General features: G+C 27.9%; 30 protein-coding genes and 1 pseudogene. 5 read left to right on the top strand and 26 right to left on the bottom strand.

Going from position 1 to position 23,749, the window contains the following annotated elements; translation table 11 throughout:
* Positions 1–569 precede the first annotated feature (569 nt).
* The 5 genes from KFV12_RS06820 to KFV12_RS06800 all read right to left on the bottom strand — a co-directional run bounded on the left by KFV12_RS06820 (position 570) and on the right by KFV12_RS06800 (position 5,421).
* A complete protein-coding gene (locus KFV12_RS06820) occupies positions 570–1,556 on the bottom strand; it encodes an AbiH family protein (RefSeq protein WP_254256394.1) in 987 nt (328 codons plus the stop codon).
* Positions 1,557–1,679: 123 nt separating this feature from the next.
* Positions 1,680–2,174, bottom strand: a complete 495-nt coding sequence (locus tag KFV12_RS06815; protein ID WP_254256393.1) for a hypothetical protein — start codon at positions 2,172–2,174, stop codon at positions 1,680–1,682.
* A gap of 54 nt (positions 2,175–2,228) precedes the next feature.
* Complete coding sequence (locus KFV12_RS06810) at positions 2,229–3,347, bottom strand: AAA family ATPase (protein ID WP_254256392.1); 1,119 nt, start codon at positions 3,345–3,347, stop codon at positions 2,229–2,231.
* Positions 3,347–4,165: a DUF6414 family protein gene (locus KFV12_RS06805; RefSeq protein ID WP_254256391.1), complete on the bottom strand. Its 819-nt coding sequence runs from the start codon at positions 4,163–4,165 to the stop codon at positions 3,347–3,349. The genes KFV12_RS06810 and KFV12_RS06805 overlap by 1 nt, the downstream gene beginning before the upstream one ends.
* 422 nt (positions 4,166–4,587) lie before the next feature.
* Entirely contained in the window at positions 4,588–5,421 is an 834-nt protein-coding gene (locus KFV12_RS06800) for a PhzF family phenazine biosynthesis protein (protein ID WP_254256390.1), read from the bottom strand.
* Between the two features lie 536 nt (positions 5,422–5,957).
* On the opposite strand from KFV12_RS06800, the gene KFV12_RS06795 reads away from it, so the two are divergent.
* Positions 5,958–7,133 (top strand): MFS transporter, encoded by a 1,176-nt coding sequence (locus tag KFV12_RS06795; protein ID WP_254256389.1) that lies wholly within the window; start codon positions 5,958–5,960, stop codon positions 7,131–7,133.
* A gap of 151 nt (positions 7,134–7,284) precedes the next feature.
* Here the strand turns inward: KFV12_RS06795 and KFV12_RS06790 are convergent, their stop codons facing one another.
* The 6 genes from KFV12_RS06790 to KFV12_RS06765 form a co-directional block, all read right to left on the bottom strand.
* A complete protein-coding gene (locus tag KFV12_RS06790; protein WP_254256388.1) occupies positions 7,285–7,845 on the bottom strand; it encodes an LOG family protein in 561 nt (186 codons plus the stop codon).
* 2 nt (positions 7,846–7,847) lie between these two features.
* Complete coding sequence (locus tag KFV12_RS06785) at positions 7,848–8,237, bottom strand: NUDIX hydrolase (RefSeq protein ID WP_254256387.1); 390 nt, start codon at positions 8,235–8,237, stop codon at positions 7,848–7,850.
* A gap of 131 nt (positions 8,238–8,368) precedes the next feature.
* Positions 8,369–8,590: a hypothetical protein gene (locus KFV12_RS06780; RefSeq protein WP_254256386.1), complete on the bottom strand. Its 222-nt coding sequence runs from the start codon at positions 8,588–8,590 to the stop codon at positions 8,369–8,371.
* Between the two features lie 203 nt (positions 8,591–8,793).
* On the bottom strand, positions 8,794–9,171 hold the full coding sequence (locus KFV12_RS06775) for an alpha/beta fold hydrolase (protein ID WP_254256385.1): 378 nt from the start codon (positions 9,169–9,171) through the stop codon (positions 8,794–8,796).
* Positions 9,172–9,314: 143 nt separating this feature from the next.
* Positions 9,315–9,464: a hypothetical protein gene (locus tag KFV12_RS06770; RefSeq protein ID WP_254256384.1), complete on the bottom strand. Its 150-nt coding sequence runs from the start codon at positions 9,462–9,464 to the stop codon at positions 9,315–9,317.
* A 282-nt stretch (positions 9,465–9,746) separates the two neighbouring features.
* Complete coding sequence (locus tag KFV12_RS06765) at positions 9,747–10,199, bottom strand: GNAT family N-acetyltransferase (RefSeq protein WP_254256383.1); 453 nt, start codon at positions 10,197–10,199, stop codon at positions 9,747–9,749.
* 231 nt (positions 10,200–10,430) lie between these two features.
* Between KFV12_RS06765 and KFV12_RS06760 the strand changes: the two genes are divergently transcribed.
* Positions 10,431–10,976, top strand: coding sequence for a hypothetical protein (locus KFV12_RS06760; RefSeq protein ID WP_254256382.1), 546 nt, complete (start codon positions 10,431–10,433; stop codon positions 10,974–10,976).
* Between the two features lie 323 nt (positions 10,977–11,299).
* On the opposite strand, the gene KFV12_RS06755 is transcribed toward KFV12_RS06760, so the two are convergent.
* The 7 genes from KFV12_RS06755 to KFV12_RS06735 all read right to left on the bottom strand — a co-directional run bounded on the left by KFV12_RS06755 (position 11,300) and on the right by KFV12_RS06735 (position 16,433).
* Positions 11,300–11,665: a hypothetical protein gene (locus KFV12_RS06755; protein WP_254256381.1), complete on the bottom strand. Its 366-nt coding sequence runs from the start codon at positions 11,663–11,665 to the stop codon at positions 11,300–11,302.
* A gap of 45 nt (positions 11,666–11,710) precedes the next feature.
* Complete coding sequence (locus KFV12_RS06750; protein ID WP_254256380.1) at positions 11,711–11,926, bottom strand: hypothetical protein; 216 nt, start codon at positions 11,924–11,926, stop codon at positions 11,711–11,713.
* Between the two features lie 131 nt (positions 11,927–12,057).
* Positions 12,058–12,186 carry a DUF7695 domain-containing protein gene (locus KFV12_RS13290; RefSeq protein ID WP_302054705.1) on the bottom strand — a complete coding sequence of 43 codons (129 nt, stop codon included), beginning with the start codon at positions 12,184–12,186 and terminating at the stop codon, positions 12,058–12,060.
* Between the two features lie 462 nt (positions 12,187–12,648).
* Positions 12,649–12,732: a 30S ribosomal protein S9 gene (gene rpsI, locus KFV12_RS13365; protein WP_367304776.1), complete on the bottom strand. Its 84-nt coding sequence runs from the start codon at positions 12,730–12,732 to the stop codon at positions 12,649–12,651.
* 221 nt (positions 12,733–12,953) lie between these two features.
* Positions 12,954–13,622, bottom strand: coding sequence for a hypothetical protein (locus tag KFV12_RS06745; RefSeq protein WP_254256379.1), 669 nt, complete (start codon positions 13,620–13,622; stop codon positions 12,954–12,956).
* A gap of 488 nt (positions 13,623–14,110) precedes the next feature.
* Positions 14,111–15,292, bottom strand: a complete 1,182-nt coding sequence (locus KFV12_RS06740) for an MFS transporter (RefSeq protein WP_254256378.1) — start codon at positions 15,290–15,292, stop codon at positions 14,111–14,113.
* A gap of 205 nt (positions 15,293–15,497) precedes the next feature.
* Complete coding sequence (locus KFV12_RS06735) at positions 15,498–16,433, bottom strand: helix-turn-helix transcriptional regulator (protein WP_254256377.1); 936 nt, start codon at positions 16,431–16,433, stop codon at positions 15,498–15,500.
* Positions 16,434–16,510: 77 nt separating this feature from the next.
* Here KFV12_RS06735 and KFV12_RS06730 point away from each other — a divergent pair, with 77 nt between their 5' ends.
* Positions 16,511–16,936 (top strand): VOC family protein, encoded by a 426-nt coding sequence (locus KFV12_RS06730; protein WP_254256376.1) that lies wholly within the window; start codon positions 16,511–16,513, stop codon positions 16,934–16,936.
* Positions 16,937–17,183: 247 nt separating this feature from the next.
* Here the strand turns inward: KFV12_RS06730 and rpsI (KFV12_RS06725) are convergent.
* From rpsI (KFV12_RS06725) to KFV12_RS06705, 5 genes and pseudogenes are all read right to left on the bottom strand, one after another.
* Positions 17,184–17,249 (bottom strand): annotated as a pseudogene (rpsI, locus tag KFV12_RS06725) (30S ribosomal protein S9); the annotation flags it as partial.
* 6 nt (positions 17,250–17,255) lie between these two features.
* Positions 17,256–17,990, bottom strand: a complete 735-nt coding sequence (locus KFV12_RS06720) for a class I SAM-dependent methyltransferase (RefSeq protein WP_254256375.1) — start codon at positions 17,988–17,990, stop codon at positions 17,256–17,258.
* Positions 17,991–18,160: 170 nt separating this feature from the next.
* Positions 18,161–19,024 carry an alpha/beta fold hydrolase gene (locus KFV12_RS06715; RefSeq protein ID WP_254256374.1) on the bottom strand — a complete coding sequence of 288 codons (864 nt, stop codon included), beginning with the start codon at positions 19,022–19,024 and terminating at the stop codon, positions 18,161–18,163.
* Positions 19,025–19,032: 8 nt separating this feature from the next.
* Entirely contained in the window at positions 19,033–19,800 is a 768-nt protein-coding gene (locus tag KFV12_RS06710; RefSeq protein ID WP_254256373.1) for a nucleotidyltransferase family protein, read from the bottom strand.
* Between the two features lie 18 nt (positions 19,801–19,818).
* On the bottom strand, positions 19,819–20,175 hold the full coding sequence (locus tag KFV12_RS06705; RefSeq protein ID WP_302054743.1) for an NUDIX domain-containing protein: 357 nt from the start codon (positions 20,173–20,175) through the stop codon (positions 19,819–19,821).
* A gap of 193 nt (positions 20,176–20,368) precedes the next feature.
* On the opposite strand from KFV12_RS06705, the gene KFV12_RS06700 reads away from it, so the two are divergent.
* Complete coding sequence (locus KFV12_RS06700; RefSeq protein ID WP_254256371.1) at positions 20,369–20,884, top strand: DUF402 domain-containing protein; 516 nt, start codon at positions 20,369–20,371, stop codon at positions 20,882–20,884.
* Between the two features lie 51 nt (positions 20,885–20,935).
* Here the strand turns inward: KFV12_RS06700 and KFV12_RS06695 are convergent, their stop codons facing one another.
* The 3 genes from KFV12_RS06695 to KFV12_RS06685 form a co-directional block, all read right to left on the bottom strand.
* The gene (locus tag KFV12_RS06695) at positions 20,936–21,676 is read right to left on the bottom strand and encodes a substrate-binding domain-containing protein (RefSeq protein WP_302054742.1); all 741 of its coding nucleotides are present in this window, start codon (positions 21,674–21,676) and stop codon (positions 20,936–20,938) included.
* Complete coding sequence (locus KFV12_RS06690; RefSeq protein ID WP_254256369.1) at positions 21,677–21,880, bottom strand: LacI family DNA-binding transcriptional regulator; 204 nt, start codon at positions 21,878–21,880, stop codon at positions 21,677–21,679.
* 241 nt (positions 21,881–22,121) lie between these two features.
* The gene (locus KFV12_RS06685; protein ID WP_254256368.1) at positions 22,122–22,514 is read right to left on the bottom strand and encodes a sporulation protein; all 393 of its coding nucleotides are present in this window, start codon (positions 22,512–22,514) and stop codon (positions 22,122–22,124) included.
* 219 nt (positions 22,515–22,733) lie between these two features.
* Between KFV12_RS06685 and KFV12_RS06680 the strand changes: the two genes are divergently transcribed.
* Positions 22,734–23,738 carry a cation diffusion facilitator family transporter gene (locus tag KFV12_RS06680; protein ID WP_254256367.1) on the top strand — a complete coding sequence of 335 codons (1,005 nt, stop codon included), beginning with the start codon at positions 22,734–22,736 and terminating at the stop codon, positions 23,736–23,738.
* Positions 23,739–23,749: the final 11 nt, after the last annotated feature.

Raw genomic sequence — 23,749 nt, 5'->3', positions numbered from 1 at the left:
CCTTGTTTAAAAATTTTAAAAGAAAATAGCAATGCTAAATCCATATCCAATTCCCAATGATTTAATTGATCTTTTTTTCATATGGATTCCCTCCTGTATACTTATATAATTATAGCATTGTTAACTTTATGAATAAATATCATCGAAAAAAAATAGAATTTGAGATAATAATAACTATAATGATTTCCAAAAATATCTAGCTTTTAACGTGCTAAAAATATGTAATTGTCAACCAGTGGTAACATCCATGCAAAAACCATATAAAAAAGCACCTCTCGAATATTTTCGAGAAGTGCTGCAAACATTGATATAACTTGCGATTAACGTTGATATAACTTGCGATTAACGTTTTGAGAACTGTGGTGAACGACGAGCGCCTTTAAGACCTGGCTTCTAACGTTCAAAAAACTTTAGCATTTCGTACAGTTGTACATACTGTCGTAAGCATTGATATTAAAGGTTTTCTAATTTTATCGATTGCATAAAATTGCACCAAATATCACTCAGGGGTAACTAAAGGGTAACTAAATAAACTGCTGGCCGGTGGTATTTTCATCAAAATATCATGGTTATTTATTGAAAATATTAGGAGAGTTTAAAGAAATATAAATTTTCTCATTAAATATTTCTTTCTCTTCATTTGTCATGTTAAAATGCTCATAAAATTTATTCTTTGCTTCAGCATGGATTCTATTTTTTCTATTCAAATGTTTTTTTGAAGATGCTAATTTATTATCATCGATATAATAATTTATTATAAGTCTATTATACGATGATTTTTCCAACCATACTTTAATTCTTTCCCACCATATTTTATCTGTATCACCTAAGGACATACCAAAAATGTAAATGATATTTGATCGACTAATTATATCAGTTAATTTGTCGCTATACTCATCTTTATCAGTTTCAATCATTCTTGGTTTAATTAATCCATCTAAATCTAATGGAGTAAAAATTTCTGAATCTAATTGACTTTTATCATTTACACCCAAAAAAGTTCCATCGTCTAATGTTCTGTGGACATATATATGATTTTCAATTGTATGATATTTATTCCAAATACTAAATGATATATTAGAAATATCTAAAACTTTTTTTAAAGTATCTGTATAATTAAAATTTAATATATTAATTTGAACCTCTCTACTTTGATTTATGAAATCTAAAATATATTTTTTATTTTTATAATCTAAACTATGAAAGTAATTTTTTGCAGTATCTATAACAATGTCACTATTTTCATCTTTATTTACTTCAAATAGTTCTTGTTGAGAATTCATATAAGTAATGAAAACTTCTCTAAAATCGATTAAATCATCTATAAAACCATCTGGTTCAACATTATCTTTTTTCAAATCAAATGTAAGTTTACCCAGAATGTATTCAAAATCAGACCAATCCTCTTTCGAAGATTTATTCAAAAATTTTCTATAAATATAATTTTCTTTTTGTAAAACATTATTACTTTTAATATACTCAAAGAAATCATTAAAAGTAGTTTTTAAACCATATTGCAAATCTAAACCATTGCCAATTAAAAAAGTTAGTCTCATTTTATTTTTCCTATCTTCATAAATTATTATTCACTAAAAATTAGCATTTAAAAGCTATATATGATTGTATTCTTTTATTATACGATATATAAACTTTTAAATTATTATATTCATAGGAGATTATTATTGCCACTTAATATCTAGCAATTTTATAATAAGTTCATAATATTTTTCATGATCAATTTTAATATTCTTTATTGAATTTAAATGGGTTCCCACACTTAAGTTTATTTTCCATTCTAAATTTGAATCTTTATAATATTCCCAAATGATACCGTTTGTATATATTACATTACTTAAAGATTTACTTTGAAAAATAATCTGTTCAGTGTGTTTTAATTCTTCAGTAGGTGATTTGATTTCAATACAACCCAAACATTCACCTTGGTTTAATTTATATTTAAAATCACTAGATACGATGTAAATATCACTTATACCTGCTAATGTCTCTAATCTAAAATCTGTATTTTTATGTAATCCAACAGCTGAGATTACACTTATTTTTAGATGTTCAAACAATTCATCTAAAAAATTTTGTACAAGCATATACATAGATGACTCGACTGGACACTTTGTAATTCCATTATTCAAATTTCTTTCATATTTCATAAAATGCAATAAGATTCCCCCTTACTATCTCACTATTAATATACCTCTTTATTCAAAAAATTTTTATTTTTCTTTTTCTAATAAACAATTAAATAAATATCTATTTACACTTTCTAGAACCATGCTATCAATTTCTCTCATACTCAACATATTTATTTCTTGTTTTAACAAAACTTTTAAAAGACCTGATGATAGTAGTGACTCTTTAGTACTCTCATCATATTTTGAAACTAATTTTTGATATGAATTTTCAAGATATTCATATTTAACTTTTTCATTTATAGTTTCATATTTAACAAAAACATCAATTCTACTATATAGTGCAGATCCTAGTACATTCTTAATAATCTTTTTATCTTTAAAATTCGTTGTGCAAAATATTATTGTCCCACTAAGATCTACTTGGAAATGGTTATCTTTATAAACATTTTCATCAAACATTTGATAGAAGGCATTATAAATATTACTAGGACATTTATCAAATTCATCCAATAATATAAAATTACTTTTCCGATTCAAAATATCTTCAGATAAAGATTTATTATGTTTATCATTACCAAAGATATAATTATATCCTTCTGTATCATTTTGCATTGATAATTGTATTCTTTTTAATTTATTATCTCCAAACAATATTTTTGCAATTGATTTAATACTTTCAGTTTTACCTACTCCTGCTGGTCCATATAATAAAAAAACCTTAGTATTATTAGAATTTTTGTGATTTATTAGACTAGAATGTAACTTTTTCAACGCTCTTTCCTGACCGTGTATTTCAGAGATAGTAGTTTTATAACTTTTGGTAACATCTTCATTTTTGTAAGAATGAAATGGGTATCTTATCTCTTGAATATTATTTGGATATAGTTTCTTTAGACTTTCATCTAAGGTTAATGTCGGATTGATTATATATATTTTTTCTAAAAATCCGCTCTCATTAAGTGTTTTTACTAACATCCCTACTTCGCTTTCAAAACTACTGGTGATCCTTTTTACACTTCCTTCATTGATTATAAAATCCTTGCTTAAACCTAACGAAAAATTCAATAGACTTCCATCACCATTAAATAAGCTTTTTAAATTATCAATTGAATCTAAAAAATTTATAAAAAATTTACCTTTATTTTCTTCATAGAATTGATTTATATCACCTGTTACTATATAAATAAACTTATTTCCCATCATTTTATACCTGCTATAATTACATCTATGATTTCTACTTTTTTATTCTTGTCAAACTTATTTAAATTAATACTGTTTTGGTGTTTTTCTAATTTTTTTTCGATACTAAGGTTATCAATTTGATCTTCTAAGTTATTTACTTGAAGATTGCCTTCAATTTTTTGATCATCAGATTCCATAATTGCATCAAACATTATGTCGTTTATACTAGTTTCCCCTATTACCACTCCAACTATATTCATTTTCATATTTCTTAAATCCGAGAGCTTGTAGTCGCTTTGAAGATGTTTAGGATTGACACGTATTATCTTATATGAGTTAGCTTTATATGCAACAAATTCATGATATGATTTCATATCATCGATTAACTCTTCCATTTTAGTAAATTCAATATTTTCAAATTCATTACTGTTTTGTAACTTTGAAAAATCCTTTATAACTTTAGTAACAGGTGCAAGTGTTTTTAAATGTGTGCTAGTTCCTTCTAATATATATAAATTATAGTCTTGAATGTATTTCAAGTTAAAATCATTAATTTTAGCTTCAATTTTTGATATAAAATCAGTTTTTACAGTATTGGTAAGTTCCTTAGTAATATGTTTATCAAATTCAAGTTTCATTAATGCTTTCATATTAACATCTACTTGTTCTTTACCACCGCCTCCTAAAATCTCTCCCAGTAGTTTAAATCCTTTTCCTTTTGTCGTTCTTTCAAAATAATCTAATCTACCTTCATTTTCTTGATCTAGCATATCTAGTGCAGTATCCATATCGAAAACGATAATTTTACTATATTTCATAAATATTTCTTTTGACATTTTTCAACCTCATTCAATTATTATATTTTAAAAGTCATTTTTTATTTTTATAGTATTTTAAATTCATCAAATCTATCAATATTTTTCAATCAATTTAGAGATGTCAATCAAATTTGATTATCAATATATTAGCCATGTGAACTTTATGGCTCCATATTTGCTTTGCTATATTTAATATTATGTTTCATGGATAACATCAGTTGTAAATTCATTTGTGATATCAAAGATAGAATTTATTATTTCTTATTCAGTACAAACAGGTATTCACCCATTCTTTTTTCAAGCTAAAGTTAGTATATATGCAGAAACTATCTGGGAATTCCCTCTAAAAAATACGAACTCTTAAATACTGTATATATATCATTTATTGTTAATGACAATTTCGCCTCACCTAAAGATTATACAAATCAACATTCTAATCATCATAGTCTATCTATAAAATTCGCACTTCCCATTATAGAATTTGATTCATTATCATTGATAACATCAATCTCACTTGGACTATTCATAGCAAACCCTTGATATACCTTTAATTCATCAAAAGGATAATTCATTACAGCTCTAACATAAACCCCTAATGCTGAAGCAGCTACGCCAGTAGCTGAATCTTCTAAGTATCCTGTGTTATTAGGAAATTGTCTAGCATGATATATATTGTTTTCATCCTTTACAAATGGATATAAGCCAGTCGATTCAATCTTGTCGCAGACTTCCCATAAATAATCGTAATTAGGCTTTAGTTCATTTAATTTTTCTAAATCTTTCAATTCGATAATTGTTTTGAATCTAGAAGTAGAAACATTCTTCACAGGACTATCTGAAAGTTGATCTACAGATATATTCAAAGCATTTGCAATTTCAAGTTTATCAATATACTGGTTACTAATTTCAGGCTTGCCCTGTTTTACTTTAACTTTGAAATCTAAATCTTCCTCTATAATCTCTATATCTAAAATTCCAGCCAATGTTTCTACTGAAAATTTATTTTTATTAAGATATTTCTTCTCTTTAAGAACTGTTACACATGCAATCGTCGCATGAACACACATTTCCATTTCTTTATTTGGAACAAAATATTTAAATTTATACTCACATGAAGAATTACTACTATTCAGAACAAAACCTACTTCTAATTTCTGTTTTTTAGCTATACCTATCATATCATCAAACGTTAATTCATCTGCTTCCAACACCACAGGACAAGGATTACCACCTTCATTGTTATGTGAAAATACAGTTGTATTATAAATTTTCATATTTAAAATCCTCCGATAATTTTTATCTTATTATATGTTACATCCTCAAAATGTTATTACTTTAATTATATAGATATTTAAGTTACTTTTCTTTATAAAAAATAAAAATTACCCCAATTAAGTTTATAATTAAATTGAGATATTCTAAATATTATTTATTTACGGCAGAAATGACTTTGATAAAAACTTGATAGGACTATTTTATTAACTTAAATAAATTGCAGTTTAACTTGGATTAGTCATCCTACAACTGATATAACAATTATCAACTAGATAGAAATGAAAATAATAATAGACAACTTGCGTTTCAAGAGAAAAGTAAAATACTTATTAATACAGTTAAAATTTCAAAAATATATTGTGCAAATTTTCTGATAATGATACATTAAAAAGAAACATAAATAAGTTTAAAGGTGATCTGATATGTAGAGATTTCTTTCTAATCAATAAAAAAGGACATAGACTTACAAGTCCAATAAAAACTGAATAAAAAATTGTATTTGTACGTCTATGATCCTCTATATTAGGAGGGAATCATGAAAAGATATACAAATAACTTTAAATATTTATACTTTAGCCAGCTTTTCGCTAATACAAGTGATAATTTATACATCATTGCGCTCATTGCCTATTTATACGCAATGACAAATTCAGTTCAAACCAGTGCACTAATACCTATCTTCATTACATCAGCTTATTTTTTAAGTGGATTTATTGCACCTTATGTATACTCAAGATTTCAAAAGCAATATATTTTAGTTTTTAATCAAACGATGAAATGTTGTTTATTAATCACTTTACTTTTGACAATGCGTTTTGAAATTCAAATGGTTTATATATTAGGTTTAGCTTTTCTCATTGCTTTTTTAGATGGATTTACAAATCCATTAAGCAATACGTTGATCCCCTATTTCGAGAAAAAAGAAAATATTCTTGGAGCAAACACAAAAATCAGTAGTATGAATAATATAGTTCAAATATCAGCGTGGGCACTAGGAAGTATACTATTAACTCTTCTTCATAGCGAAGGATTAATCATTACGTGTATAATATTATCTATTATTTCAGTCATTTTTATTATGAAAATAAATTTTAGTATTAATACTGTAGAAAAAGAAATAGCAGGCTCAAAGAGTTTCAAAGAAGTCATACAAAGCAATGGTAATTCTAGCTACAGTAAATATTTAAACTGGAATACATTCATAGCATCATTCGGCCATTCAGTTTGGATTGCAGCAATAATGATTGCTTTTGTAAAAGATTATTTAAATGCACCATCATTCTGGTTTGGAATTATCAACGCTTCATTCTTTATAGGTCTGCTTTATGGAACAAAAATAATTCGTAAAACTACATCCTATAAAATTTTACACATATACTTTATTGGATATCTGGTGCTATCAATCATTACATTGTTATTTGGTATTAATCGTTTGCTCTTAATTGCTGTACTTCTATCATGGCTTTATGGTGTTATTGAACAAATATTATCAATTACACTCCATACTGAAATACAAAAACAATTAAACCACGAACTGCTGATTGATACTTACACACTAAATCAGACGATTTATAGTTTGGGATTCTGTATATCAACATTTGCTATGTCATCAATTGGAGACCACTCCAACTTGACGGTAGTATTTATTATTGCGTCATTAAGTTATTTATCAATATGTCTGCTCACTTATCGATTTAGAAAAATATTTTAAAGTTTAAAAACACGCTTCATTTTGAAAATTACTCAAATTGAAGCGTGTTTCTATTTCATTGAAGTTAAACTTTTTCATCATTTAATATTGAAGTATCGTTTGATCATGTTTGCATTATTCTTCAAAAGGAGGATCAGCTTGTCTGCTATCTTCAATATTTTCTAATACTTACGGACTTATATTCTCTAATAACTTTTTCTAGATTCTCAATTGAATCAGGAAATGCGATATTATCTCTATCACTCTTTGTGAGGAAGCCCTTATTTACCATCTCATCAAAGAACGATGCTAGTAAATCATAATATCCACTTTTATTATAAAGAATACAAGGACGATCATTTTGTCCAATTCTAGACCATGATATAACTTCAGAAATTTCTTCTAGTGTTCCAGGGCCACCTGGCAATGCCACACATACATCACCTATTGATAGTATTTTATTTTTTCTCTCTGACATATTTTCCACAATGATTAATTCACTTAATCCAGGATGTGAAATCTCTCTGTCAGCTAAAAACTTAGGCATCACACCAATCACTTCTCCACCATTTTCTAAGACCGTGTTAGCGATAGTACCCATTAAGCCAACATTTCCACCCCCATAAATAAGTGAATGATTATTATCTACAATCCATTTTCCTAGTTCAACAGCATTATCATTAAATTGAGCTTCATTGCCTTTGCTTGCTCCACAGTAAACTATAATATTCAAAATTATTCTCCTTTTTCACGTAATTTTTCGATTAATATATTAACGGCCGGTGCAATTAATTCACTTTCATTCATTTCAATATATTCTACAGCCGTTATTTCATTTGATTTTTGATACTCTTTAATACCATCATACATATAGCATCTTAATTCTACTTGATTTTCTATGTCTGGATAGGCAGGGCCAATAATAGTATCGTAATAAGTTAACCTTGCAGGATCTAATTCTAACGACAGTTCTTCCTGTATCTCACGCACTAAAGATTCTTTATCATCTTCTCCTGTCTCTATCTTACCACCTGGAAGATAATATTTTTCATTATCTCTTACCTTTACAAGCAGTATCTTATCTCCTTTAATATCTACTAAATTTGAACATATATACTTAATCAATCCAATCGCCCCTAAAAATATTTTCTTATTTATTATATCAAATAATAAAGTTACTCTTACACAAACAAATCAACATTTAACACTTTGAGTAGTATATTATAGATGATGTCATATCAGGAAAGTGTGCACTATTATAAAAATATTTCTATTTTACAATTCATTAAATTATTTTTGAGAAGTTCTGTAACTGACAAACCAGTATTTCGATCATGAATACCAGTAATAATAAGTACATCATGGTCTAGTTTTTGAATATCTCTCAGTAGCTCTTCACTATCCATAGAACCTTTTACATTTTGATAAAAGGTTCCATCATTATTAAGTTCACTTTCATCCCATAAATTTCTGTTCAATTTTGCAAACTTTTAATCTTTAAATAAGATTCTATCAATTTCCTCTATTGATGCTAAAGACCAAGCGTGACTTAAAGAGCCATCTATATCATTATCTTTCATATACTCACACAATAATTTTCTCTTATCACTATCAAAAATTGATAAAAATCCATTTAGCTGTATTAGCTTATTTAAAGGGAGTGATATAAGAGAGGGTGATTCTAAAATTCTTTATAGATTCTTCCAGGATACTTTGATACATAATTTAGTGCTAATTCAGCATCAAAAGAATAACCTAGAATATTAAATTTGGCTATTTTAAATCGTTTTCTTAATTCTTCAATATCTTCAATTAGCTGATTTAGATTAATAGTCTTGAGATCATCTACTTCTTTACTTCTTCCACAACGTCTTTGTTCATAATATATTACCGGCATATACTTTTCAAAATGAACACCTGTATTTCTTTCAAAAGTATAATGATTACCTCCTGGACCTCCATGTACAATTAGTAAAGGGATATCATTTTTATAATCTCCAACTACTTTAATCCAATGTTCACAATCATTTATGTTAATCAGAAGTTCTCCATTAAACACTTAATCAACTCCTGATATATATAATATACAATCTTTAAATAATAAATCTTTTCAAAAATACCCAGCTCATCTAAAACATATATAATTTCTTTAAAAATAAAATTCATTACATATAGATTCGATTATAAAAAAAGCCAATCAAATTAATGATTAGCTTGTTTGCTGTCTAGGTGATGTGCTAAATTTTTAAAGAATGTACGAACACCAATGTAACCAATGATAAATACAATGATTTTTAATAAAATACTATCATTTTCATTTGCGATAGCGAACCAAATTATAAGTATAGTCATTGTTATTAACGGCAATCCTATGAAAAATGCTTTTTTAAAGGAAGTCATAATTATTTAATCCTTTCAATTATTTCGATTCAATTTCCTAATATTGTATTCTTTATTGATGTTGAAAACAATTAAGAATATTAACTATTAAAACAGTTTATTAATTATAAACACAAATACAAAATAATTACAATTATATCTTAAACGAATAATTGACTTCCAGAATTCTTTTTATGATGTACGTAACCCTAACTTATTAATATGTTATCTTTCCATATTTAAAATAATACTGCTTTAATTCTTTATGTCGAATGTTCTTGAAAAATGTAGTACAGAATCATCTACTCTCATATCCATCTTTTTATATAAAGACTGTGCCTTTGTATTATCAATACCTGTCTCCAGCGTTACATATCTAGCGTTATTTTGACGTGCATATTCAAAAGTTTTTTCAATAAGCTGTCTCCCTACTCCACCTGTCCTACTATTTGAACTTACATATAAATCATTTAATATATATGCTCTTTGTAGACTTACGGTTGAAAATACAGGATATATTTGTACAAATCCAACTAATTCTTCTCCATTATCTGCTACAAATATTTTTGATTCATTATTATCATATCGATCTTTTATAAACTTGTTACATGACTCTATATCTGATTCTTTCCCATAAAAGATTCTATAATTATTTAATAAATGACTAACACTTTCTAAATCTTCAATTTTAAATTCTCTAATCTCCATTAGAACACCACTTTAATTTTATAGAGTATTAATCGTAAATATTTATATTTGGAAACATACATATAATTTCCTTAATTATACCTTCAAAAAAGATATAATCAATAAGTATATTGAAATTTTAGATATATTAATAATCACAAGAAAACATTTTATTCAAATTACAATAAATGTATTAATCTTTTAATATCTAGTATATAATTTAATCATTAAATAGGAATGAGGAACTTCATAATGAAAAAAATTGTAATATCGGTGTTTTCAGTAATAATGATACTTAGCTTAATTTCAGTAAGTTCTGCAGATGCTAAGGAAAACAAGAAAGAATCATTAAATAATTTATTAACCAATGAAGTAATATATTCAATGAAACAAGAACATTTGAAATACCAAGATATTACTCTTGATACTCTTAATCAAACTATTCAAAAAAACTTTGGTAAACCTGATAAGCTAATTGTAAATAAAAATAATGGTTTTACAATAACTCAAAATCTTTATACTACTAAAAATAAAAATAAGTTTAATTTCTACACAACACATCTTAAAGGTGATGAAAAATTTGATCGCTTGAGATATTTAACGATTAGCTTAAATAATAAAAATCTTAAATTTTCAAAAATAGCTCCTGTAGTTAAAAGACCATCACAAATTAAAAAAATTAAAAATTACTATGAGTACTACTACACGGTTTATTTTAAATTAAAACTTAAAAAAATTGATGGCGAACTATATGTAACAAATATTTATTATGCTTCATTAGATTCATTGCCAGAATAAAAAACAAGCTGATATGAAATTTATTCATATCAGCTTGTTTTTTGACTTATTATAGCTATTATAATATTTACTGCAAATCCTATTTTCTTATATTTATATATATTACTATTTATCACTTAAAAGCGTCATCGATCTATATCCTTTATGATTAGCAGTAATTAGATTGAAAATTCCAGGAACAAATTCATTTATACCTACCTCTATACAAAAATGTTCTGCTCTAATTCTCGCATAATAATCATCATCTCTTTCTATCAAAAACATTTTCTTCAACTTGATGTTTTGTCACAGGATAAACTAATTCCATTACTTTCACTCCTTTATTAATTTTTTAAAACATATTCAGCAAATTCAGATCTCTTAATTCTCCCATGTGCCATATCATACATTTTTTCTATATATTCATCCGATAATACAAGGCCATCAATTTTATTTATGCCTATTGCTGCATCAACAATCGCTATTCTTCTTTTTAAGCTAACTTCTTCAGGCACATGCCCTTCAAATGCTATTTTATATCCATATGTTAATTTAACTTGTGTTTTAAAAGATGCTTCATCAATACTTGTAATTCCATCTTTTAATTCTCTCGCAGTAGTATACGCTATTCCTGAATATTCAGCTATTTCATCAGATGTTAAATCACTTTCAAGCATTTTTTGAATTTTTTCTTTATCAACTTCAAGCATATCATCACATCCTAGTTTATTAGATAATCCATACTTAAATATCTACTATTCAAATATTCCTATTGATTTACCGAAAAAATAAACCTTTTTATCATCTTCTTGAAGTGGATTTTGTTTACGTAACCTTCTTACATCATCATAATAACCATTTTGTTTCATTATTAATCTAGTATTAGCTCTTAGTTCTCTTCTCTGATCATCTGTCATTTTTTCTCTTTGTTCTTCAGTAAGGTCATTAATTGTCTTTCCTCTATTATTCAAATTTGTCGACTCCCTTTGAAATATAAAAGAATTAGTTTTCGCTATTCTTCATCCTCATACTCTGACAAACTAAAATCAATAATTTCATCATGACTTCTTCCTTGTACTTTTTCAGGCAACCATCCATATCTTCAATACTCTTTGCCACCATCTAAAAAGATGGCACCACATTTGCATCTCACATAATCATGGGTATACTTTGATTCAATTACATCATCACAAATTTTACAGCGTGCAATACTTCTAATTATCTTTTGCATGATCTCGACCTCAGTAGTAGTTGAAAAATTATTATCAATACTATTTTATCATTTATTTTGTGATTTATACTGACCGTACTTACTAACATCTTTGAAATGAATATATGTGAAAATTGGCGACAATAATAAAAATACTGTTCCCCATAAAACAATTACAATGATCTTGAACAATCCAAAAAACCTAACGTTTCTCTCGTAATATAATAGACTCTAGTACCAGTAAATGTATTTGTAGCACTTTTAATATCAAACATTACATAATAAGAAAATGGACTCAGTTAATAATAAAGTATTCATAATGAATCCTGCCGTTTTGTGTCCAACTTCTCCATATACTTGTTGGTACATATATATAATCGCACTTACCAAAAAAGCATGGGGTAACATCCATGCAAAAAACATATAAAAAAGCACCTCTCGAATAAATTCGAGAAGTGCTGTAAACGTTGATATAACTTGCAATTAACGTTTTGAGAACTGTGGTGAACGACGAGCGCCATTAAGACCTGGCTTCTTACGTTCAAAAAACTTTAGGATTTCGTACAGTTGTATAGACTGTCGTAAGCATTGATATTAAAGGGTTTCTAATTTATTCGATTTCATAAAATTGCATCAAATATCACTCAGGGGTAACTAAATAAACTGCTGGCCGGTGGTTATTTTGATTTGAATTGTTCTAAATCTGGATATTCAAACTTATATTATTTTGTAATTCAACAATTTTTTATTGATGTACTTAACTCAGTATATAAGCTTTTAGATAATAACTAAAGTATATTCTCATTTTTTTTAATTTCAAGATGGTCATTTATAAAATTCAATATATATTCATCTGTATTTATTTGTAATGGAAATGATTTAGATAATTTATCTGAAAAAAGCCATCTTCTTCCTTCTTTGGTTAACAATATATATTCTTTTTCTTCACTTGAACATATAAAGTTTAAACCTTCTTCTATTAACTCATTATCTCGTTCCCTAAATTTATAATTCTCTAATTGTTTAAAAGTCTGATTAACCTTGTTTGTAACTAAACTAATTTCACTTATTCTTATGTATCTAATATTTTTAGAATTATCATTATCAAATTGATTTCTTGCTATAAACTCAACAATATTTCCAGATGGATCATTGATATAAAAGGATTTTGCATTTATATGTTCAAAATAAATTTCATCATTATTATCTTCAGTTAATAAAAATACCTTTTCACTAATTGTTTTCTTTAAAGACTCGAAATCTTTAGGAGCAATATCTATAGCAAAGTGATAATACGGTCTACTTTCGTTACTATTATTTTCAAATATAATTTTACTATCATTAAGTTGAATAATTAAGTTATTATCTTTAACCACTGAATTAAATCCTATTTTTTTGTAAAATTCTTTTAAATTAGATATTTCTTTAGTTTGTAAGCAAATAGTTATAATTTTCAAAGTTATTTCTCCTTTACTTTTGCCTATTATATAAAAAATATCTGTTCTAAAATATACGCCAATAGTCTGATTATTCATTCTATTTAACTATAAATGATTGACTAATAAACTGTATAAAAAATCAAATACAGTGGTATGAAATTTCATACCACTGTACTTTTTGTCTATTCAAGAACAAAATAGTTGTTCACTTTTTCATCTCATCCTTTTTATATACCATCTATCAATAGCACTATAGTCATTAACCTCTAAGGGCTTTACTAATAATTTTAATTCATACTTCTACACTATATACATGCCACACCTTATCTTCTCATCATTTCCAAATAGCACATATCATAATACTAACTCGCAAATTCTAAAGATGAATCGTCTACACTTAATTGGACAACTCCCCTGAGGGGATGCATTGTTAAATTAAGTGTAGACGATTCACCTCATGTATATTTATATAATTATATCATTTTATATATTATTAAGTTTGTTAATCACTTCGAAATGCTTTCTTTTCTTTTACTGGATTTCAAACCTAATATAAAGAATAAAACTGAAAATGATGCAATAATAGATAACATCATAAATATATCTTGTCCTGTTTTAAACGTATCTATTATATAACCTCCGATTAATGGTGCAGTAAGCTTACCTATACTTTCTAATTCCATTAATGAATACAATCGTCCTTTCATTTGATCAGAAGCGATTTCATCAATTCGAATATCTTGGACTGTCATGACAATCATTTCTCCAAATGTGAATAGTATCATTATCAAACATAATATTATAATTGCCTGGGAAAACCCAAACAACAATATTGATAACGTCATTAATATTGAGCCAATGATTAATAAATACTGTGATTTTAGATGATTAGATAATTGATAAACGAAATATTGACCGAGTAATACCGTCACTGAGTTTACGAATAATAAAGTCGAATAGTATTGGAGCGACTGTTTATAAGTAAAAATTTGACTCAAATATATTGGTAATCCGGAATTGAGTTGATTATATGCAAAACTGAAGAATATCATCGCAATCAACAATAAAAAGAATATGACTGGAATCTTATCTATTCTATATTCATTTGTCGTCGTACTCACATCATTACTCTCTATTTGAGGATATTTTCTAAAGCAAATCATAAATGAACATAAATTTATTAAAAGAATAATAGCAACTACAAAGAATAATTGTTCAGGTTTAACAAATATAAGGAGTCCAGCTGATAAAGGACCAAGTGCCGCAGCTATATTAATCACATAATATCTAATATTAAATAATAACTTTTTATTGTCAGTTGCATTGGTTGAAATTAAAAGCTTATAAACAGGCGTGAGCATTGAAAAACCCAAAGAAGAAAAAAATGAAAAAATAAGTACACATATATATTTGTCGATGAATGGAAATGAAAAGTATGAGATGATAGTGATCATTAATCCTGCATAGATGATCCACTGTTTAGGCACTTTATTGATAATTTTTGCATTTAAAAGACTCATCACTATCTTACTTAATCCGTTTAGTGATAAGGCTATCCCTATTTGCGTGCCAGTAAGATTAAAATCAGTCGTTAAGAACACGAGTAATACTGGCATGATTAAATAGTAGCAATACTTCTCTAAAAAAGTTGCTAATAACACAGTAAACATAAGGTAATTAATTCTCATAGTTTTCACCCCTCTTGTTTTATTATATAATCCAAAATAAAGTGTGAGATAATACATTTTATTTATTGTTTATGATAAGCATTTGCTTTCAATAACTGTAGAGAAAGTACTGAAGAAAAAGTATAAATACAAAAAAGCACCTCTCGATTATTTTCGAAAAGTGTTTTAAACGTATTTTCAATTGAACACAATCTATTGTATTATATCAATTGCTTGCCATTTTTATTACACTCACTTTTAATATTTCAATCAATGCGTCTTTTAAAGTTTTAGGTTCAATTTCAATTATATTCAAACTCTCTCGATATAATAATTGAGCAATAAAATCTATATCATTCTTGTTAATAATCGTTTTGAAATTGAATATACCTTCATCTACTTTTTCTATAGAATACTTCGTCCATAGGTAATTTTGAATGTTGCTAATGCCTAGATTGTCAAAAGTTATTTCAATTTGAATTGATTCACCCTCTATCATATACTCTTCAAAATGATTTAAATCAAAGGGTATTTCTTTTTTTATAAACTCACCAATCAGCAATGACTGAATTTTATTATTATCTAAAATCTTTACTATATTGCTTTTTTCTTCATAAATAACTAAATACCATTTATTATTTTTATAAATATAACCGATGCCTATAATATTTTTATAATTTCTCTTTCCATATTTCAATGATATGAATTTTTTACTAACTATCGCTGTTAATATGTCTTCCATCAAGTTATTTTTCATATCCAAATTCTCACTATTAAAGTACCTAAATTTATTCTCATACTGTTTAACTAATGCTTTTTGATCTGCTGCCATATTCTGATATAGCTTTCTGTAAAGTTGTTCATATGTAACTTGAAATGGTAATTGTTTAATCGATGATATACTATTTAACGCGAACATCATATTAACCATTTCTTCATCTGTAAAACCAATTTTAGTAACATATCTATCTCTAATAACTTTATAACCACCATTTTTTCCATTCGTGCTATATAACGGAACACCTAGCTCTTCTAAGTCTTTAATATCTCTTAAGGCTGTACTTCTAGATACATTAAACTCATTCATTAAATCGATTAATTTGAATTCTGGATTTTCATTAATAAAAGTCATCATATAATTTAATCGCGTAGATTTTTTCATAACTTCTCCTTAAAGTGTCATAAATTGATACCTTTTAATATTAATATGATTATATCAAATACGAGGAGGAATTAATTATGAACTTTGAAGTAAGTCCATATTTTTTAGTTACAAATAATGCAGAGGATTTAAGAAAACAATTAGAGAAAGTATTCGGTGCGAAAACGATTTACATTCAAAGAATAAAAGACAGACCTGAAAATGCACGTGCGGATTTGGAATTAAATGAATTAGAAAAGATTGATCAATGTGTGATGAGCCTAGGTGATATTAAAATAATGTTAGCTGATGATACAGAAGGTCTTCCCATTATAAAAGGAAACAATATATCTTTATGTATGACTTTTGAGCATGTTGAACAAACTAAAAAAGTATACGATCATTTAGTGTCATTAAATGCTGAAATTTTAAAAGAATTTAGTCCTGAATTCTATACTGATGGTTACGGCTATGTTAAAGATCAATTTGGAATCGCTTATCATTTATTTACTAAAAGAAAATAAAATTAATAGGCACTTCAGAAGAACATATTATTATCGATATGTTCTTTTTAACGTATGAATCCCAAAGAAAAACCTGGTCATTTCATATGGTGTCATACAGTTTCATATCATTGAATTTTTAATAGGTTTCAAACAAAATAGTTCCCCAACGGGTAACTAAAAGGTAACTGAATCTATCAATAAAAATGCAAAAAAGCACTCTTTGGAATAATCCAAAGAGTGCTGTAAACGTTGATATAACTTGCGATTAACGTTTTGAGAACTGTGGTGAACGACGAGCGCCTTTAAGACCTGGCTTTTTACGTTCTTTCATACATTACTACTTTTTCGCTTTTATCACTATAAACGGTGGTCTATGATTTACTTTCATAATATCTTCTGCATCCCATAATTTTAACGACATTTCTGTATTGCCTGTATCAATTACTCGTTCAATAATGAATCCATTATCGATTATAGTATTCATCATTGTACCAATTGTGCGATGATAACGTATTACTTCAGTATCTAACCAATCTATCGGTCTCGCGCTTTCTTCAAAATAATGATCTAATTTATAGTGATTGAATCGACTCTCAACATGAGACCAAATTTCTAGTTGTTTCGTTGCTGTTGTTAACAGATGTTCTGTAGAAAATAGTAATATACCGTCATTTGCTAATAATTTATTTAATTTTTTCAATAGTAAATTGAAATCTTTAATGTAATGGAAAGCGAGACTTGATACAATCACATCAAATTTAATGTCTGTTTTATATGAAAGTATATCAGATACAACAAATGACAAGCTTTCATCATTAACATTCTCTTTTGCAAAAGAAATCATATTGTTCGAAATATCTAAACCTACAATCTGTTTTGTGTTCAATTCGAGCATATATTGAATAAATTTCCCCATACCACAACCTATGTCTAATACCGTTTTCCCTTTTATATCTGGTAACTCTTCCTTCATAACTGGCATTTCGATCATCTCGTTATAACTTAATTTGTTGTTACGAATTTTTGTGTAATCTTTGTAGAAATGCTCATTATCATAAATATTTTGTGACATTCTAATCATCTCCTAATTATACTTGGGCCCAGTAATTATATTTTATAAAACTATATAAAAAAGAATAGACTTATATTATAAAAATATGTATGATGTATTATAGAAGTAGCAAAAATAATTTTACAATAATTTACATATATTTTAACAGCCATCGTTTATCGATGGCTGTTTTATTTTATCCAATTATCAATTAGGATTGAAACCTCAGATGCTTTATCATGATATAAACTATGATTACTATCTTTCAAAATTGTAATACATATATCCTTTGCTTTAATAAACTGATTAATGCATTTCTCACGGATATCATTAATCTCTTCTGGTTTGTCACTTCGAATCATATAAATATCTTTATCAATTGTTCGTATTAAATCATAATCAGGATAATTTGCGACATCTAAAGTCATTTGTACGCCTACTTCTTCCGATAAAGTAAACACTAATTTGCCTTCGTCTTCTATAAATAATCTTCTATCAATGATATTCTTCTCAAATGTGTTTACTTGAGTGATTAGACTTTCAAACAACTCTTGCTCTGAATTATAACTCAGAGTTTGAATTAAACTTCGCGTATCATTGATTTCTTTTTCTAGACTATAGCCATCAATGTATTTAGGAACTAAATATCCACCATCAAGCAATATTAAAGTTTCTAGCGAGTATTTGCTTGCATAGCATAATCCGTAATGTGCTGCTATTGAATGACAAACTAAATGAAAATTATCAATTTGGATTTTATTTATAAATGAATATAACCACTTAGCAATCGTTTCTGGTGTGAAATCATTATTACTGTTTAATTTTGATTCCCCTCTTTCAGGTAAGTCTATAGAAATAATATGATATCGATCTTTAAGTAGTTTAATCAACGGTAAATAATCTAAACCATTTGCACCAAATCCATGTAAAAATAATAAAGTTTCAAACTTGTTATTTTTATTTTCCGTTTCAAAATAGCTAATTTTTCCATCAGTTGTTTCTACTGTTTTATAATTTAAATGATTTTCTTTTAACAAATGATTTAAATTCTTCAATGTATCACCTACAAATTCTCTATAATAGAATAAATATCCTTGTCATATTTTATGCTCTTATTTTTACTGATGGTATCTTTAAATAATTGCATGGTCTTCTCTAAAAGTTCTTCTACACCATCGATACTAATATCCATTTGATATAGTTCTAGAAATACTTCCTTGAAAGATGGGTCTAGAAGTTGATATTGCTTAAATTGATGTAATTTTTGATTTTCATTTAATATTTGAATTTCTAGAATAAATTCTTTCATTATATCAATATGAGCTAAGGCGCCAATTAAATTATTTCTTTTTAAGTCGATGATTGCTTTACGGTAACGATAAATAAATTGAAAAGCTATATTCGGCGTTGTTCGATATGGTTGTTGTTTGTTTAGAAATTGTTCACTTAGTTCATTCATCTTTTTTAATACAGAACCGTCTGAATCATAGACCACTTTCCAAAGTGGTGATTGCACACTTAATAATTCAGTAGGCATGATTGAAATATCCATTTCCAGACCATTTTCAAAGAACGGAATTAATAAATAAATATCTTCCCTGAACATGCCTTCATGAATATAGATTGCTCCCAAATCTAAAAGTAACTCTTTTATTTTTTCTTTGTTCTCTGATACAGGTTGATTAACTGCTACCATCATATCTATATCGGAAAAGTCGTCAGTATAGCCATTAACGCCTGATCCAATTTGCACAGCACCTTCAATACCAAGAAGTATTAATTGATTTAATAATTTATCAAATTTATCTTCTCTCTCTTTAAATGTATACATCTGCTTTCCTCCTTAGATCTATTCATGATTAATAATATGTTCAAAAATTTTATTTTCACCTAACAACTTGTTTTTTAATACGGCAGGCTGAAGATTGATCTTATCTAATTGATTTATTGCAAACCATCGATACTCCATATCTTCTCCATTTTCATTTCCGATTATAGATATGCCTCTACCCCATAATGATTTAGAATGGCAAAAATAATAAACACCGAGTTCATGGAATGACTTTTCTTGTGAATGATATGTTTGTTCAATGAAAATAGCACTTTGTTCAATCTCTATGTCAGTAGAAAGTTCTTCAAATATCTCTCTTTTCAACGCAGTTCTAGAATCTTCCAGCATTTGAACTTTGCCTCCCGGTGGTGCCAGTAATCTTTGATATTTTGAAGTAAAATATGATTATTTTCTATAATTAAAGCTGAAGCTCTGTATTTGAAACGCTTATTATCTTTAGTAAATGTGATATCCATAAGTTACTCCTGTATTAATATAATTTTATTTAAAGAATTTTCTGATTAATATATCATATAATTAAATCAATAAATTTACAACGGAGGTTTAAATGAAAGAATACATTGTTAATACATATAAATACGATCATACCATTCACTATTCATGGAAATCAGAACTTATAGAGGAGAATGAAACATACATTCTTCTTAAGTCTCTGCCACCCAGAAAACTTATTCATAATACACGTGGTCAAACATTTGTTTATGATAATGCTTCTCTTGAGTTCATATCAAAATGTGACGGTTTTACAATAAATACGGACATTTATCGTAATGGTGATATTGAATACTACTGTAATATATGTTCTCTGCCTAAATTAACAGAGAATGATATAGATATTGTGGATTTAGATATTGATATGATTATCGATAAAGAAGGTAAATATAATTTTGTAGATGAAGACGAGTTTGAAATTAACAAAATAAAATATCAATATCCAGATAACTTAATAACAGTGGTAAGTCACTTGAAAGAAAAATTAGAATCTTTATATCGTTCTAAGGCGTTCCCTTTTGATGGTTTTCTATTAAAACATGTTGAAACTATAATGAATGATGTAAAATAATAAATTCGGTTAAATAAACGAAATAAATTCATTTCGTCTATTTAGCAGAATTCAAGTTGACTTTCTAATAATCAATTTTGACGGCAATTCCTCTGATGTCGCCGAGTCAGACAGTATTAATTCCACACTACGTTCTCCCATTTGTAATAATGGCAGATCGATACTTGTTATGTTATTTACCTGTGATAGTTCACCGTTTTCGTAAGATATGAGTGCAATGTCTTCCGGCACTTTAATGCCTTGATTCTGAAACTCTGCATATAGTCCTGTACAGTGGGCATCATTGGTCACAATTAACGCATCAGGTAAGTTCGTTTGTTTCAGTATTCTTTGTGCGAGTTGTTTCCCTTCCGTTAAAGATAATCCACTGACATAGATGAATTCCTTGTATTGCATATCTTCAGGCAATGTCGCATACGCTTTTGTGCGTTCATTTGCACTAAATCCATTATTTCTATGTACTGTGTACCCTATTTTTTTATAATCTTCACTCAAGAGATAATTCAATGCTTTTTTCATTGCTGCGTATTGATTGATAAATATATAAGGGAGATGATCATTCTTCTCCATGAGTATAATTGGGCCATATTTTTCATAATCATATATTTCATCAATCGATAGTTGTTTCGTAATAAATATGATGCCATCAATTGATCGGTGTTTCAACATTTCTAATGCCTTTATTTCTTCGTCTTTTTTATAGTGCGTTTCAATGACAATAATATGATAATAATGTAGTGATGCCTGCTTAATTGCATCTTCCAAAATTCTTAAATAATATGGGTTTGTAATCTATGGAAATACGACTGAAATCACTCTAATCTTCCCGCGAGATAGATTCACCGCCAGGTGGTTGGGTATATAGTTTAATGTCTTCATTGCTTGCATGACTTTATTCCTTTTCTCTTCTGTAACATATGGATGATTATTTATTACTCTGGATACAGTGGTTACTGACACACCTGCTTCCTTTGCGATATCACGAATATTTGACATGAAGCAATTCCCCCTTGCTATGAAACTCTTTTCATACATTACAATCGACTTAAGAAAGAGGTGATTGTAATGTATGGCTGTTTATCACTGATTATTTTATGTGCCATTGAACGCTTATTTGTAAGTATTGTACCGGAAGTTGAAGATAAATATTAAGGCTTATGAAAGTATGTATAAAGCTTAATTGATAATAAAAATAGACAGGTGGCAATATTTGATTTGCGTCCTGTCTATAATAATATTAACTTGATTGCACACTTTCAAAATAAATTTGATCTTCATCATAATAATCTACTGCATTATCAACAAATACGTGTGTCATGATATAGAATTCATGGTTATAGTCTTCTATTTCTTCGTGTGTATCAAATATAAATGGTACTTCTTCTGTTCCGTCATGTTGAAGAATTATTTTAGAAACAGGAAGATCGATTGTATGGAAGTCGCTTGTTTCATCCGTATTTTCTTTTCTTTCTATTAAAGTAAGTTCAATACGTTCTATATCCTGTTCTGTTAAGTTTTCTAATTTAACGACACCAGCAATTTGTTCCTCAGGATGAAATGTTGTTTTTTTAACAAGTGTATCAACTTTCGCGTCTCCAAATCCTATTGATGTAAGTAGTTCATTAAACATATGGTGCCTCCTTTTTCCGTAAATGAAATTTAGTGATATAATGTGTAGATTTAAATTAATCGTACCATAATGAATTGTAGACATAAAATAATATCCCTATTCTATTGATATTATGTTTATTTCATTTAAATTATGGCTACAGTTATACAACGATTATTAAGGTATTTCACTTTAATTTCGGTTATAATAAAATAATAAAAATGAATAAAGGAGTTTTCTATGTCAAGTTTATTTAATCTACTCAAAAAAGGTAGCGCTTCTTCTTTAGCAGCTGCTATCGTCAACTTTATTTTGGGAACTTTGAAGTTGTTTGCCTGGATTTTCACAGGTAACGTTGCAATGTTCGCTGAAATGATGCACTCTTATGGTGATGCTGCAAACCAATTATTCGTCTGGGTTGGTTCAGCGGTTTCTAAGAAAGAACCGAATGAGAAATTCCCATTTGGTTATGGTCGTCTTGTTAATATCGTTTGTTTATTTGCAGTGATTATCGTTGCAATTTTAGCGTACGAGACAATTTTAGAAGGGATTCACCATATTCAGCACCCTGCTGCTGCGGGTGATCACAATCCTACGCACTTCTTAATCAACGTCGGTGTATTATTAATTGGTGTTGTGTTAGAAAGTTCAGTTTTATATAAAGCTGGTAAAGAAGTGTTAGAAGAAGTTAATAAACCAACAACTGGTCTTCACCCTTTCACTACGAGTTATGCCCATTTAGCTAAAGCTAAGCCTGCAACGAAGTTAGTATTTATGGAAGATACTGTTGCAACGGGTGGCGGTGTTATCGCTTTAATCGCCGTTATTGTTTCTCGTTATACAGGATTCACAATGATTGAAGGTATTGTATCTGTTATTATCGGTTTAGCGATGTTCTATGTTGTATTTAAAGTGTTTATGGAAAATGCAGCTGGTGCTATCGGTCGCGCTGATGAAGATATGGAAGTTTATGCTTCTAAAATCATTTTAGAACATCCTGAAATCTCTGATATTAAACGTTTAGTCGTTATGAAAGAAGGAGAAGATAAGCATATTGAAGCGACTGTGGAAACATTAGGTCATCAATTTAATCTACGTGAATTATCTGCAATCAAGAAAGATTTAGTTACAAAGTTATTACAACAACCACACGTTACAGATGTCAATATCGAAATCATGGAAGATGACGGTACGGATGACTGGATCAGTGGTAAAGGATCATCAGTAAATATAGTACACAAATAAGGAGAGAATTA

This window comes from Macrococcus epidermidis (genome assembly GCF_024205965.1).
In the GTDB taxonomy this organism is placed as follows: Bacteria; Bacillota; Bacilli; order Staphylococcales; family Staphylococcaceae; genus Macrococcoides; species Macrococcoides epidermidis.
Note: the sequence above shows the minus strand (reverse complement) of the source record. Positions and strands in the feature narration are given on the sequence as shown.